The sequence below is a fragment of the Micromonospora sp. GCM10011542 genome (genome assembly GCF_042650685.1).
GTDB lineage: Bacteria > Actinomycetota > Actinomycetes > Mycobacteriales > Micromonosporaceae > Micromonospora.
In genome coordinates, this window is the sequence record NZ_JBHSBO010000064.1 from 1 (window position 1) to 14,724 (window position 14,724).

The window sequence follows — 14,724 nt, forward strand, 5'->3', positions numbered from 1 at the left end:
TGCCGGCACTCTCGCCGTGCCGGCACTCTCGCCGTGCCGGCACTCTCGCCGTGCCGGCACTCCCGCCGTGCCGGCACTCCCGCCGTGCCGGCGTTCCGCCGTGCCGGCACTCCCGCCGTGCCGGCACTCCCGCCGTGCCGGCACTCCCGCCGTGCCGGCGTTCCGCCGTGCGGCGCATCTGTTCGCGACGCACCTTCGGCGGGCGAGGCTGGCCCCCGTAGTCCCTGTTGAGCTGCCCCATATCTGAGACCGCCCCGGATCAACTCCATAGCCCCGACCTGGCGGTATCCCCGCACGCCAGACGGCGCGGCAGCGTGCCCCAGATGCGGGGCAGCTCGGCACGGGGCACGGGGCATGGGGCACGGAATGCGGGACGGGCTGGGCCCTGGCACATAGCCCGCAGGCCGAGCGAACGTTGCCGAGTGGATGACTCCCACGAGCGGTATGACTCAGAGGCATAAATAAATATGCCTCTGAGTCATACCGCTCGTCGTGACACCTGCCTCCGCTGCGGGCTCCGGACCCGCTGCGGGCTAGGGGCCCGTCGCGGGCTAGGGGCCCGTCGTGCGCTACGGACCCGTCGCGGGTTCCGGACCCGCTTCGGCACCCGTCGCGGGCCAGGGACTCGTCGCGGGAGCTGGCCGCGGTGGCCGGGTACGGTCGGGTTAGCGCAGGCCGGCGGCGGCGAGCAGGTTGCCGTCGGGGAGGGTGGGCAGGGCGCGTCCCCGCGACATCCGCTGCTCGGCCCGCTCCGCGGTGAATGCGGCGTCCGTCGCGATGGCGGCGGCGTAGCTGGCCGCGGTGCGCTGGGCGATCGCCGACCAGCCGTACTGCTCGTGCACCATCGAGCGGGCCCGACGGGCGAGGGTGCGGGCGCGGTCGCGGTCGGAGAGCAGTGCGTGCACCGCCTCGGTCAGCCCGTCCGGGTCGTGCGGGCGGAAGGTCATGCCGGTCACGCCCGGCTCGACGATCTCGGCGAGGCCGCCAGTGGCCGCCACCGCGAGGGGCGCGCCGGCCGCGGCGCCCTCCAGGGCGACCATGCCGAACGGCTCGTAGATGCTCGGCACCACGAAGCAATCCGAGGCGGCCATCACGGCCGGCAGGTCGCTGCCGCCCAGGAAGCCGGGCATGCTGACCGCGTCGGCCACGCCGTGCCGGTGCACCTCGGCCTCCAGTTCCGCCCGGTACGGCCCGTCGCCGACGATCACCGCACGCAGACCGGGGTGCCGCTCGCGCAGCCGGGGCAGGCCGGCGATCAGGTGCTGCACGCCCTTCTCGTAGACCAGCCGGCCGGCGAAGGTGACCAGCGGACCGTCTCCGGCGAACCGGGTGCGCGCGGCGGCCACCGCGCGGGCCGGTACCCGCCAGCGGTGCGGCTCGACGCCGTTGGCCACCACGTCGACGCGGCTGCCCGGCACGCCGAACAGCCCGGACACCTCGTCGCGCATGTAGCCGGAGCAGACGATGACCCGGCCGGACTCGGTGCTCAGCCACTGCTCGACGCCGTGGATGGTGCGGTTCATCTCCTCGGGCAGCCAGCCCTGGTGCCGCCCGGCCTCGGTGGCGTGGATCGTGCTGACCAGCGGGATGTCCAGGTGCTCGCGCAGCGTCATCGCGGTGTGCGCAACCAGCCAGTCGTGCGCGTGGATGACGTCGTACGAGCCGGACTCGGTGGCACGCAGCGCGGCCCGGGTCAGCGTGTGGTTGAACGCCATGGTCCAGGCCAGCAGGGAGCCGGTGGCCAGCGGGAAGGTCACCGGGTCCTCGGCCGCGCGGACGATGCGGACGCCGTCGGCGTACTCCTCGAAGGGCGCGCCCTCGGCGTGGCGGGTGACGACGGTGACTTCGTGGCCGGCGGCGGCCAGCGCCACCGACAGCGCGTGCACGTGCCGGCCGAGTCCGCCGACCAGCACCGGTGGGTACTCCCAGGAGAGCATGAGGATGCGGCGGGTCTGCGGGGGGATCCCCGGCCCGGGCTGCGCCGGGACCTGGGGCCGGGAGGTCAGGGTGGGCCGGTGGACCCGGTCCGCGGCGGTGGCGAGCTGCTCGCCGACCCGCAGGGTCGTCACATCAATCTCCGTCCATGCATGGTGGTACGCGCCGGCGTCGGTGGCGGCGAAGCGTGAGGTGGCGGGGTGGCCGAGGGCCGAGTGGGGTACGCGCGGACGCGCCCCCGACAAGCAAAGGGCATCGAGCGCCGTCGCGCATCTCGAAAGGGCCCAAGGTGACGGAAGACACCCGAAGGTTTAGCTCGCCTCAGACGGGTGGATTTCGGTCATGGGCTGAAAGGATGGATTGCGGCGGCGGACCGTGGGGCAATACCGGGCGTGCACGCGGGCGTCCGCCGCGCCGTGCGCTCATGACGCGATGCGCTCATGATCATGTACCGAAGGAGCGACATGCAGGTCTGGCCGGGTGAGCGGTATCCGCTGGGTGCCACCTACGACGGGATGGGCACGAACTTCGCCATCTTCTCCGAGCTCGCCGAGCGGATCGAGCTCTGCCTCTTCGACGAGTGGGACACCGGCGCCGAGCGGCGGATCGAGCTGCGTGAGGTGGACGCCTACGTCTGGCACGCGTACCTCCCGGGGATCGAGCCGGGGCAGCGTTACGGCTACCGGGTGCACGGCCCGTACGACCCGGCCAACGGCCTGCGCTGCAACCCGCACAAACTGCTGCTCGACCCGTACGCCAAGGCGATCGACGGCGACGTGGAGTGGGACCCGGCGGTCTACGACTACGACCTGGAGCACCCGGAGCGGATGAGTGAGGCCGACTCGGCGCCGTTCATGCCGAAGTCGGTGGTGGTCAACCCGTACTTCGACTGGGGCAACGACAAGCCGCCACGCACCCCGTACCACCACTCGGTGATCTACGAGGCGCACGTCCGCGGGCTGACCATGCGCCACCCGGACATCCCCGAGGAACTGCGCGGCACGTACGCCGCGATCGCCTCCCCGCCGATGATCGAGTACCTGACCCGACTCGGGGTGACGGCCATCGAACTGATGCCGGTGCACCAGTTCGTGCACGACCACCGGCTGGTCGACCTGGGCCTGCGCAACTACTGGGGCTACAACACCATCGGCTTCTTCGCCCCGCACCACGGCTACTCCGCGCTGGGCCGACTGGGCCAGCAGGTGCAGGAGTTCCGGGGCATGGTCAAGGCGCTGCACGCCGCCGGCATCGAGGTCATCCTCGACGTGGTCTACAACCACACCGCCGAGGGCAACCACCTAGGGCCGACGCTGAGCTTCAAGGGCGTGGACGCGCCCAGCTACTACCGGCTCAGTGAGGAGGACCGCCGCTACTTCGTCGACTACACCGGCACCGGCAACAGCCTCAACGTGCGCAGCCCGCACTCGCTCCAGCTGATCATGGATTCGCTGCGCTACTGGGTGCAGGAGATGCACGTCGACGGCTTCCGTTTCGACCTGGCCGCCACCCTGGCCCGGGAGTTCTACGAGGTCGACCGGCTCTCCACCTTCTTCGAGGTGGTCCAGCAGGACCCGGTGGTCAGCCAGGTGAAGCTCATCGCCGAGCCGTGGGACGTGGGCCCGGGCGGCTACCAGGTGGGCAACTTCCCGCCGGTGTGGACGGAGTGGAACGGCAAGTACCGCGACACGGTGCGCGACTTCTGGCGCGGCGAGCCGGCGACCCTGGCCGAGTTCGCCTCCCGGATCTCCGGCTCCGCCGACCTCTACCAGGACGACGGGCGCCGTCCGTTCCACAGCATCAACTTCGTCACCTGTCACGACGGGTTCACCCTCAACGACCTCGTGTCGTACAACGACAAGCACAACGAGGCCAACGGCGAGGAGAACCGGGACGGGGAGAGCCACAACCGGTCCTGGAACTGCGGCGTGGAGGGCGACACCGACGACGAGGCGGTGCTCGCGCTGCGCGCCAAGCAGCGGCGCAACTTCCTGGCCACCCTGGTGCTGTCCCAGGGCGTACCGATGATCGGCCACGGCGACGAGCTGGGGCGCACCCAGCGCGGCAACAACAACGCGTACTGCCAGGACAGCGAGCTGGCCTGGGTGGACTGGGAGAACGCCGACTCGCACCTGCTGGAGTTCGTCCGGACGCTCATCGCGTTCCGTGGCCGGCACCAGGTGTTCCGCCGCCGCCGGTTCTTCACCGGCCTGCCGGTGGGCGGGCGCGGGATCGACGAGCCCCTGCCGGACCTGGCCTGGTACACCCCCGACGGGCGGGAGATGACCGGCGAGGACTGGGGCAACGACTTCGGCCGCTCGGTGGCGCTCTTCGTCAACGGCGAGGGCATCCGTGAGCGCGGCCAGTACGGCCAGCGCCACCACGACGCCTCGTTCCTGCTCTGCTTCAACGCCCACGACGCGCCGCTGGACTTCACCATGCCCGGAAGCGAGTACGGCCAGAAGTGGGAACGGGTGATCAGCACCGCCGAACCCGAGCCGGACGACGCGACGGTGATCAGCGCGGGCGGCACCATCCGGGTGCCGGACCGGTCGCTGGTGGTCCTGGAGAGGACGATCTGACATGGCGGGAACCCCTCACCCCGACCAGCGGAAGACGACAGCCACCTACCGGGTGCAGGTCCGCCCCGGCTTCGACCTGGACGCCACCGCCGGTCTCGCCGACTACCTGGCCGACCTGGGCGTCAGCCACCTCTACAGCGCGCCGCTGCTGGCCGCCAGCCCCGGCTCCGCGCACGGCTACGACGTGGTCGACCACCGGGCGGTCAACCCGGAGCTGGGCGGCGAGGCGGGCCGCCAGCGGTTGCTGCGCGCGCTGCGCGCCGCCGGGCTGGGCCTGGTCGTCGACATCGTGCCCAACCACGCCGGCGTGGCCGTGCCGGCGGCCAACCCGGCCTGGTGGGACGTGCTGCGCCGGGGCCGGTCCTCGGCGTACGCCGACTGGTTCGACATCGACTGGGACCGGGGCCGGCTGCTGCTGCCGGTGCTGGCCGACTCCCCGGACGCCCTCGACGACCTGAAGCTGGTCGACGGCGAGCTGCGCTACTTCGAGCACCGCTTCCCGATCGCCGACGGCACCGGCGACGGCACGCCCCGCGAGGTGCACGACCGGCAGCACTACGAGCTGATTTCCTGGCGACGGGGCGACGCCGAACTGACGTACCGCCGGTTCTTCGCCATCGCGGACCTGGCCGGGCTGCGGGTGGAGGACCCGGCGGTGTTCGCCGCCACCCACGAGCTGATCCTGCGCTGGGCCGCCGCCGGCGAGGTCGACGGCATCCGGGTCGATCACCCCGACGGGCTGCGCGACCCGGGCGGCTACCTGACCCGGCTGCGGGCCGCCGCCCCGGCGGCCTGGATCGTGGTCGAGAAGATCCTGGAGTACGGCGAGGAGCTGCCGGACTGGCCGGTCGACGGCACCACCGGCTACGACGCTCTCGCCGCGGTCGGCGGGCTCTTCGTCGACACCGATGCCGAGGGCGACTTCACGGCCCTGGACACCCGGCTCGTCGGGCACCACACCAGCTGGGAGGACCTCACCCACGCCACCAAGCTGGCCGCCGCCACCCGGCTGCTCGCCGCCGAGCTGGCCCGACTGGCCGCGCTCGCCCCCGAGGTGTCCACCGAGCAGGCCCGGGCGGCCCTGGCCGAGCTGGCCGCCGCGTTCGACGTGTACCGCGGCTACCCGCCCCACGGCGCGCGCCACCTGGCCGCCGCCCGCTCCGAGGCCGGCCGGCGCCGCCCCGACCTGGTCGCCGCATTGGACGGGATCACCCGCCGGCTGCGCGACCCCGAGGACGAACTGGCCCGCCGCTTCCCCCAGCTCACCGGCGCCGTCATGGCCAAGGGCGTGGAGGACACCGCCTTCTACCGGTGGACCCGGTTCGTGGCGCTCAACGAGGTCGGCGGCAGCCCGGCCCACTTCGGGGTGCCGCCGGCGGAGTTCCACCGCTTCGCCGCCGCCCGGCAGGTGCGCTGGCCGGCCAGCATGACCACCGTCTCCACGCACGACACGAAGCGCGGCGAGGACGTCCGCGCCCGCCTCGCGGTGCTCAGCGAACTGCCGGGCCGTTGGTCCGAGCAGGTGACCGGCTGGATGCAACGGGCACCGCTGCCCGACCCGTCGTTCGCGCACCTGCTGTGGCAGACCGCCGTCGGCGCCTGGCCGATCGAGCGGGAGCGGCTGCACGCGTACGCCGAGAAGGCTGCCCGGGAGGCCGCGGCCTCGACCAGTTGGGCGGACCCAGACGCGGACTTCGAGCGGGCGATGCACGCGGTCATCGACGCCATGTACGACGACGAGCGGCTGCACGCCGAGTTGACCGAGTTCGCCGCGGAGATCACCCTGGCCGGCTGGTGCAACTCCCTCGGGCAGAAGCTCATCCAGCTCACCATGCCCGGCGTGCCGGACACCTACCAGGGCACCGAGCTGTGGGACAACTCCCTGGTCGACCCGGACAACCGGCGGCCGGTCGACTTCACCGTACGCCGGGAACTGCTGGCCCGCCTCGACGGCGGCTGGCGCCCCCCGGTGGACGACTCCGGGGCGGCGAAGCTGCTCGTCGTCTCCCGGACCCTGCGGCTGCGCCGCGCGCACCCGGAGCTGTTCACCGGCTACCGGCCGGTGCCCGCGCACGGGCCGGCCGGGCGGCACGCGGTGGCCTTCGACCGGGGCGGCGCCATCGCGGTGGCCACCCGGCTGCCACTGGGCCTGGACCGCGCCGGTGGCTGGCGTGACACGATCCTGTCGCTTCCCGTTAACGAGGTGACCGACCTGTTCACCGGTCGGGTCTACAGTGGCGGAGAGACCTCCCTGGCCGATCTGCTGGCCGACTATCCCGTCGCACTGCTGGCTCCTTCCACCGCTTCCGTGGAGGCTGCGTGATGACCGAGTTCACCGTGTGGGCGCCCGACGCGCAGCGGGTCCGGCTGCACCTGCCCGGCGCCGCCGACCACGAGATGCGCGCCGGCCCCGACGGCTGGTGGCGGGTCGAGGTGCCTGGCGCCGGCCCCGACTACTCCTTCCTGCTCGACGACGACGAGACCCCGCTGCCCGACCCGCGCTCAGCGTGGCAGCCCGCGGGCGTGCACGGGCCCAGCCGCCTCTACGACCACAGCGCCTTCGACTGGACCGACGACTCCTGGACCGGCCGGCAACTGCCCGGCAGCGTCCTCTACGAGCTGCACATCGGCACCTTCACCCCGGAGGGCACCTTCGACGCGGCCATCGACCGTCTCGACCACCTGGTGTCCCTCGGCGTCGATTTGATCGAACTGCTCCCGGTCAACGCCTTCAACGGCGAACACAACTGGGGGTACGACGGGGTCTGCTGGTACGCCCCACACCAGCCCTACGGCGGCCCCGACGGGCTGAAACGACTGGTCGACGCCGCCCACGCCAAGGGCCTGGGGGTGATCCTCGACGTCGTCTACAACCATTTCGGGCCCTCCGGGGCCTACGCACCACGGTTCGGGCCCTACCTGGCCGAGCAGAGCAACAGCTGGGGACGCTCGATCAACCTGGACGGCCCGCACTCCGACGAGGTACGCCGTTACATCATCGACAGCGTGCTGATGTGGCTGCGCGACTACCACGTCGACGGCCTGCGGCTCGACGCCGTGCACGCGCTGCCCGACACCCGGGCGGTGACGCTGCTCGAAGAGCTGGCCGTCGAGGTCGAATCGCTCTCCACCCACCTGGGCCGGCCGCTGTCGCTGATCGCCGAATCCGACCTCAACGACCCCCGGCTCATCACACCCCGGGAGGCCGGCGGGTACGGGCTGCACGCCCAGTGGAACGACGACGCCCACCACGCCCTGCACACCCTGCTGACCGGGGAGCGGCAGGGCTACTACGGCGACTTCGGCTCCCTGGAGACGCTCGCCGACGTGCTCACCGGCGGGTTCTTCCACGCCGGCACCTGGTCCAGCTTCCGCAACCGGCACCACGGGCGACCCCTGGACTCCCGCGTGCCGGGCCACCGGCTGGTGGCGTACCTGCAGAACCACGACCAGATCGGCAACCGCGCGACGGGGGATCGGATCTCGGCTTCGCTGTCGCCGTCGCTGCTGCGCGTGGGTGCCGTCCTGCTGATGACGGCGCCGTTCACCCCGATGCTGTTCATGGGGGAGGAGTGGGCGGCGTCCACGCCGTGGCAGTTCTTCACCTCGCATCCGGAGCCGGAGCTGGCCGTTGCCGTCGCGACCGGTCGGAAGCGGGAGTTCGCCGAGCACGGCTGGACCGCGGCCGAGGTTCCGGACCCGCAGGATCCGCAGACGTACCTGCGGTCGCGGCTGGACTGGGCCGAGCTGGACAAGCCGGAGCACCGGGAGATGTTGGAGTTCTACCGGCGGTTGATCGCGCTGCGGAAGTCGCGTTCTGACCTCTCGGATCCTCAACTGTCGGAGGTTTCCGTGCAGCACGGGGATCAGTTCCTGGTGATGCGGCGGGGGGAGACGCTCGTCGTGGCGAACCTGGCGGGGCGAGGTCAGGGGATCTCGTTGCCGGGGGTGGCGCGGCGGGTGCTGCTGGCGACCAGTGACGGGGTGACGGTGATGCGGGACCGGATCGAGTTGCCGGCGGAGACGGCGGCGATCGTGGCGCTTTGAGGTCTGGTCGACCTATGGCCCGGCCAGCCCGCCTACCGATCCCACCCCTTCAAGGAGCAGCAGCACGACGACGGCGGAGACGGCGGTGCCAGGCAGAAGGTCGCCCGCTCCGAGCGACACGCCGGGTCGGCCGGAGCGGGCGAATCTGTGGGAGTTGTCAGTAGCGCAGGGCGCGGAGGTTCGCGTAGCTGTCGCAGGCGGACGAGACGCCGTCCGGGCGGGGGCTGTCGTTCTCGGTCAGGTAGAAGCCGACGCCGCTCATCTGGCTGTAGGCGAAGATGCGGGCGAAGTCGATGGTCCCCTCGCCCACGTCGGCGAAGGAACCGTCGGCGGCCATGTCCTTGACGTGGAACAGCGAAAACCGGCCCGGGTACTGCTTGATCAGCTCCACCGGATCGACGCCGACGCTGGCCGCCCAGTAGAGGTCGAGTTCCATCGCCACCAGATTCGGGTCGGTCTCGCGGACCAGCACGTCGTAGCCGCGTACGCCGTTCTGGGCGGTGAACTCGAAGCCGTGGTTGTGGTACGCGACGGTGATGCCGGCCTGCTTGAGCGTGGCGCCGACGGTGTTGAGGGTCGCGGCCACCCTGGAGTAGTCGGCGAGGGTCCAGGAGCCCGATCCGGAGATGCGGACGTACTTCGCGCCGAACGTCTTGGCGTTGGCGATGACGCCGTCGAGGTTGTTCTGGAGGTCGCCGAGGCCGATCCCGATGGACGGGACGGACAGTCCGGCGTCGGCCACCAGGGGCGCGAGCGCGGTGGCCGTCCTGCCGTAGAAGTTGTTGACCGCTCCCGAGGGTTCCGCGTTGCGGAAGCCGCAGGCGGCGAGCGCGCCGAGGGTGGCTTCAGGTGTGCTCGACATGGTGGCCCGGACCGTGTAGAGGACGAGGCCGATGCGGTCGTCGGGTAGCGCGCGGGTCCCCGGTGCCGGCTGCGGTGTGCCGATCTCGGAGCCGGCCGCCGCTCGTACGATGCTCGCGCTCTCCTCCGGTGTGATGACGTCGTCCTGCCGGAGCGTGTTGGTCAGGCCGCTGACGGTGCTCACGAAGCTGCCGTGGTCGGCAAACGGGGCCTTCGCCCAGACGGCGTCCAGGATGGTGCACCCGTTGCCGAGGTCGCGGTTGGGTACGCCTGAGTCGGCGCCGGCAGGGCCGAAGAAGACCGTGGACGAGGTGGTGTAGCCCCACGGGCAGAGGTCGGCGGCGACCTGTTCCGCGGCGGCCGTGTCGGGTTCGGCGGCCGACGCCGGAGCCGCGGTGAGCGGCAGGAGTGTCGCCGCGAGCGCCACGGCGAGGTGACGGGCTCGCGGTCGATGGTGGGACGGGCGGGCGGAGCTGGAGTTCATCGTTTATCTCCCGGAAGTCGGAGGGGCAGGTGGTCAGGGCACCGAGGGCAGCGCCACGGACGGCGGTTGCCGGAGGCTGTCGGGACCGCGCCGGGTCGGTGGTGGCGGGGCGACGTTCCGCCCCGCCACCCGTGACCTCAGCTCACCGCTACGACCACGATCGAGGACGTCGTCGCCCCGACGCTGTCGGTGACGGTCAGTCGTGCCGTGTACGTGCCTCGGCGGGCGTACGTGTGACTGGCCGACGCCCCGTGCACGACGGCCGAGTTGTCGCCGAAGTCCCACGCGTGATCCGTGATGGTGCGCCCGGCCGCCGGCGAGGCTGTCCCGGCGAAGGCGACCGCCAGCGGCGCGGTGCCGGTGGTGGGCGTGGCCGAGGCCGAGATGGTGGCGTCGGTCTGTTCGCGTACCCCGGCGCCGTTGAAGCGCAGCCAGTCCAGCGCCATCAGGTCGGGGGTGCCACCCGTCTGGTTCGGGTTGAGGAAGACGAGGTAGAGGGTGGTCGTGCGGCCCGGATCGGTCAGCTCGACGGTGGGCGAGACGACGTTGTCCCAGCCGCCGGTGCTGCCGATGGTGGCCCGGCCGAGGATCTGGCCGGTGGGGGAGTCGGCCCTGACCTCGATGTCGCCGCCGCTGCTGCCCGAGGCGACTCCGAAGGTGACCGAGTCGATGTTGCGGAGGTTGACCGGGCCGAAGTTAATCCATTCTCCGTTGTCGATGTCGCCGATCCGCTTGCCGGCGCTGGCTGTCGCGCGGTCGAGGACCTGGATGCCGCTCTGGCCGTCGAAGTGCTCGGCCTCCTTGCTCTTGGTCTGCAGCTCGGCCCGGGTCGAGCCGACCAGTTCCGGTGCCCCGTTCGCCCCGCCGTCGGTGTACTGCGCGGAGAGCAGCGTGTAGAGGTTCTGTCCCGGGCCGTGCCCGTCGCCGCCGTTGCTCTCGGTCACTGCAACCCCGGCGCACCCGACGTAGTTGTCCAGCGGGTGGGCGTGTGAGTCGTGGCCGAGCTGGGTCTGCACGACCACCTTGGAACAGTTGATGCTGCCCTCCTCCGGGTCGGTGACCGTCACCGTGTACGGGATGCGGTCACCGAAATCGAAGAAGGCCCCGTCGGGGACGCTGAGAGTCACCGTCGGGCGCGTGTTGCCAGCCGTGATCTCCTGTACGGCGACGGCGGTCTGCGCGTTGGTGGCGGTGACGGTGAGCCGGGCGGTGAAGCGCCCCGGTGTGCTGTAGGTGTGGCTGGGGTTGGCGGCGGTGGAGTCGACGCTGCCGTTGCCGTCGAAGTCCCAGGCGTAGGTGATCGCGGTGCCGTCCGGCCCGCTGGAGCCGGCACTGGAGAAGGCGACGGTCAGCGGCGCCGGTCCGCTGTCCTTGTCGACGGCCAGCTTCGCCACCGGCGGCCGGCTGTTGGCGACGTAGTCGATGCGGTAGATGCCGGCGCCCTCGTTGCTGCCGCCCCGACCGCTGCCGCTGCCCTCGCCGAAGTCGATGACGTAGAGGGAGCCGTCTGGCCCGAACTCCGCCTCGAACGGCTGGATCCACGACATGTTGCCGAGGATCCCGTTGATGGACTGCAGGTCACCGGGGTTGGTGGGGCCGAAGCGAGGACCGCTGAAGGTCTGGGCGGTCTCGTGGATCGACATCGTCTTGAACCACCGGCGGGTCAGCTCGTAGACGAACCACTTGCCCTCGTAGTACTGGGGGAACTTGGTCAGCCGCTTGTTGGACGGGTCGTAGTCGTAGACGGGCCCGCTCATGGGGCCACCGCCGCCCGTGCCCAGCTCCGGGAACTGCGGGGAGGCCGAGTAGGCGTACGAGACCAGGGCCGGTCGGGTTGCCGGGAGGTTGGTCAGGCCGGTGTTGTTCGGGGAGTCGTTGACCGGCGCGCCGCAGTCGAACTTCGGCCTCGAGGTGGCGGTGGCGAAGTCGTAGTCGTTGAACGGGATGTTGTTGCCGATGCAGTAGGGCCAGCCGTAGTTGCCGGCGCTGGTGATCCGGTTGAACTCGACCGTGCCCTCCGGCCCGCGGGCCGGGTTGGCGGACCGGGCGTCGGGGCCGTAGTCGGCGACGAGAAGCGCGTTCGACTTGGAGTCGACGGTGATGCGGAACGGGTTCCGCATACCCATCGCATAGATCTCGGGCTTGGTGCGGGCCGTGCCCGGGGCGAACAGGTTGCCGTCGGGAATGGCGTACTTGCCGTTGGGCAGGGGCTTGATCCGCAGGATCTTGCCGCGCAGGTCGTTGGTGTTGCCGGCGGTGCCCTGGGCGTCGTAAGCGCGACGGCCGGTCCGCTCGTCGATCGGGGTGAAGCCGCTGGACTCGAAGGGGTCGGTGTTGTCACCGATCGCGGCGTACAGGTTGCCCTGCTGGTCCATCGTCACCGAGCCGCCCATGTGCGAGTTGGCGCGAGCCTCACCGCGCCAGGTCGGGATTGTGAGCAGTCGCTTCTCCGAGGCGAGGCTGACGCTGTCGCCGTCGACGGTGAAGCGGGACAGGTTCAGCTGCTTCTCTACTCGGTCGGACCAGAGCAGATAGAGCCAGTTGTTGTCGGTGAAGTGTCGGTCCAGAGTCATGCCGAGCAGGCCGTCGGACTGACTGGTCTGCGCCGGCGTGTAGGCGAAGTCCAGCAGCGTGGTGACCGCGAGGGTGTCCTGGTTGACGACCTTCAGCGCGCCGGTGCGCTCGATGTAGAAGACCCGGCGGTCCGGCGCCACCGCCAGTTCGAACGGGTCGGAGAGGTCCTGGTTGACCAGGGGGATCCGCTCGAAGTTGGTGGTCCTGGTGGCGCCGCAGTCACCGGGGGCGGCACCGGCGGCCCACTTGATGCCGCCCAGCAGGTGCGTGAGGAAGGCCGGCTCCTGGAACGACGAGGAGCTGTGCCCGCCGGCGGTGAACCAGGAGCGCCCGCCGTCGTAGTTCTGGCACCACGAGTATGCATGGTCAGTGCCCTCGTCGAGCCCGGGGATGCCGTCGCGCACCTTGATCTGGGCGAGCGTGTGGACCTTGCCGGTGGGGTTGGTCCGCCAGTTGTACCACTCCTCGCTGCGCTCCCAGAGCTCCGGCAGGTCCTTCGTGGACGGGTGGGCGTGGTCGAGGACCTTGATTCGGCCCGGGAAGGTGCCGCCGTTGGCGGAGAAGTCCGGGTGCTGGTCAAAGATGGTCCCGACCAGTCCCTCGTACCAGGTCCAGCTCCGCTCGCTCGCCGACGCGGCGTGCAGGCCGACCCAGCCACCGCCGTTACGGATGAACCTCTGCAGCGCGGCCCGCTGCTCGGCGTCGAGGAGGTCGCCGGACGCCGGGGTGGAGTTGGTGTTGTTGAACACGAGAGCGTCGAAGCGGGCGAGGTTGGCGTCGGTGAACGCGCCGGAGTCGGTGGTCGCCTCGACGGCGAATCCCTGTTGGTCGCCGAGCTGCCGGATGGCGGCGACCCCGGCCGGGATGGAGTCGTGGTAGAAGTTCGTGACCTTGGAGAAGACCAGAACCCGGAAATCCGCGGCGGTGGTGGGTTCGGCAGCGGTCGCCGGCGCGGCCGGCAACAGGAGTGTGACGGCCGCGAGCAGGGCGAACAGTAGCGTGCGTTGGCGTCTCATACACGCGCTCCTTGCTGGGGGACGGTGGTAAGAAAGCGCTTTCCACGTTCCCTGCACCCTACGATCTGCATTTTGCCAGGTCAATATCAAGCGACGGTTTCATTCCCGACGGTAACCGCGCTGACCTGCTGCTTCTACCACGCCGATAACCACTCTCTCCCAGGGGAGGAGTGGTTATCTGTCGACATTCAACTAGCGTTCGGGCACCAGGGCCGGCTATTTTGTCGGACGCCGGCCCTGGTGCCCGTCAGCTTTCCTCTCGACGGTTTCTCAGAAGCGCAGCTTGCGCAGGTAGCGGTAGCCGATCTCGGCCGTCTGCTGCGGTGTCACGTCGGGGGTGTCGTTCTCGACGATGTATTCCAGGACCGAGTGCTCCCGGAAGATACGGGCGAAGTCGACGGTTCCGGTACCCAGGTCGGCCATGTCGCCGGTGATCTTGTCCCGGTCCTTGACGTGGTACTGCAGGACGCGCTGCGGCGCGGAGCGGATCACGTCGAGGGTGAAGCCCTCGGGGTCCGTGACGCCGTCGCCGGAGTTGATGCCGCCGGTGACCGCCCAGTAGAGGTCGACCTCCAGGTGCACGAGTTTCGGGTCGAGTTCGGCGGTCAGCACGTCCCACGGCCGCTTGCCGCCGCCGAGGTCGATGGTGAACTCGTGCGCGTGGTTGTGGTAGCCGTAGCGCAGGCCGGCTGCCCGTGCCGCGGCGGCCTCGACGTTCATCTGCTCCGCCCAGCGCTTCCAGTCGTCCGTGCTCTCGGAGTACAGGTAGGGCACCACCATGAACTGCTGGCCCAGGGTCACCGCGTTCTGGACCTTCTGCTCCAGCTCCGCGGCAGTACCGCTGATTCCGTCGTGGCTGGAGCTGGCCCTGATGCCGATGCCGTCCAGGAACTGGCGCAGCTGGGCGGCGGTCCGACCGAAGTAGCCGAGCGCCAGCTCCACGCGCGGATATCCGATCCGGGCCAGGTGGGTGAGGGTGGCGTCGTAGCCGGGCGCACCCCACAGGGCGTCGCGCACGGTCCACAGCTGGATGCTGATCAGACCCGGGGGTACGTGGTGCCGTCCGGTCCGGTGGGCGGTGGCCGACGCGGCCGTCGCGCCGAGGCCGGACGAGGCGAGCCCGACGCCGGCGGCGGCGGCCAGTGTGCCGCGCAGCAGGCTGCGCCGGTCGACGGAGCGCCGCAGCGCGGCCATCCCGTCATGTCCGTAACACATGGTCTCTTCC

Annotated in this window: 7 protein-coding genes; 3 read left to right on the plus strand and 4 right to left on the minus strand. The window is 70.7% G+C overall.

Annotated elements, in window-relative coordinates; genetic code table 11:
* Positions 1-665: 665 nt before the first annotated feature.
* Positions 666-2,069, minus strand: coding sequence for a glycosyltransferase family 4 protein (locus tag ACFOW4_RS27865; RefSeq protein ID WP_377533182.1), 1,404 nt, complete (start codon positions 2,067-2,069; stop codon positions 666-668).
* Between the two features lie 330 nt (positions 2,070-2,399).
* On the opposite strand from ACFOW4_RS27865, the gene glgX reads away from it, so the two are divergent.
* The 3 genes from glgX to treZ are packed head-to-tail and all read left to right on the plus strand — an operon-like array spanning position 2,400 to position 8,564.
* Entirely contained in the window at positions 2,400-4,517 is a 2,118-nt protein-coding gene (gene glgX / locus ACFOW4_RS27870) for a glycogen debranching protein GlgX (protein ID WP_377533184.1), read from the plus strand.
* Between the two features lies 1 nt (position 4,518).
* Positions 4,519-6,840, plus strand: a complete 2,322-nt coding sequence (gene treY / locus ACFOW4_RS27875; protein WP_377533186.1) for a malto-oligosyltrehalose synthase — start codon at positions 4,519-4,521, stop codon at positions 6,838-6,840.
* Positions 6,840-8,564, plus strand: a complete 1,725-nt coding sequence (gene treZ / locus ACFOW4_RS27880; RefSeq protein WP_377533187.1) for a malto-oligosyltrehalose trehalohydrolase — start codon at positions 6,840-6,842, stop codon at positions 8,562-8,564. Before treY ends, treZ begins: the two co-directional genes overlap by 1 nt.
* A 157-nt stretch (positions 8,565-8,721) precedes the next feature.
* On the opposite strand, the gene ACFOW4_RS27885 is transcribed toward treZ, so the two are convergent.
* The 3 genes from ACFOW4_RS27885 to ACFOW4_RS27895 all read right to left on the minus strand — a co-directional run bounded on the left by ACFOW4_RS27885 (position 8,722) and on the right by ACFOW4_RS27895 (position 14,714).
* The gene (locus ACFOW4_RS27885; RefSeq protein WP_377533189.1) at positions 8,722-9,909 is read right to left on the minus strand and encodes a sugar phosphate isomerase/epimerase family protein; all 1,188 of its coding nucleotides are present in this window, start codon (positions 9,907-9,909) and stop codon (positions 8,722-8,724) included.
* Positions 9,910-10,046: 137 nt separating this feature from the next.
* Positions 10,047-13,499 carry a ThuA domain-containing protein gene (locus ACFOW4_RS27890; RefSeq protein WP_377533191.1) on the minus strand — a complete coding sequence of 1,151 codons (3,453 nt, stop codon included), beginning with the start codon at positions 13,497-13,499 and terminating at the stop codon, positions 10,047-10,049.
* Positions 13,500-13,769: 270 nt separating this feature from the next.
* On the minus strand, positions 13,770-14,714 hold the full coding sequence (locus tag ACFOW4_RS27895; RefSeq protein ID WP_377533193.1) for a sugar phosphate isomerase/epimerase family protein: 945 nt from the start codon (positions 14,712-14,714) through the stop codon (positions 13,770-13,772).
* Between the last annotated feature and the right edge of the window lie 10 nt (positions 14,715-14,724).

Excerpts from the sequence above, each read along its gene's own strand:
- ACFOW4_RS27890 (WP_377533191.1), bottom strand. The coding sequence starts at position 13,499 with ATGAGACGCCAACGCACGCTACTGTTCGCCCTGCTCGCGGCCGTCACA.
- ACFOW4_RS27895 (WP_377533193.1), bottom strand. The coding sequence starts at position 14,714 with ATGTGTTACGGACATGACGGGATGGCCGCGCTGCGGCGCTCCGTCGAC.
- glgX (WP_377533184.1), top strand. The coding sequence starts at position 2,400 with ATGCAGGTCTGGCCGGGTGAGCGGTATCCGCTGGGTGCCACCTACGAC.
- treZ (WP_377533187.1), top strand. The coding sequence starts at position 6,840 with ATGACCGAGTTCACCGTGTGGGCGCCCGACGCGCAGCGGGTCCGGCTG.
- treY (WP_377533186.1), top strand. The coding sequence starts at position 4,519 with ATGGCGGGAACCCCTCACCCCGACCAGCGGAAGACGACAGCCACCTAC.
- ACFOW4_RS27885 (WP_377533189.1), bottom strand. The coding sequence starts at position 9,909 with ATGAACTCCAGCTCCGCCCGCCCGTCCCACCATCGACCGCGAGCCCGT.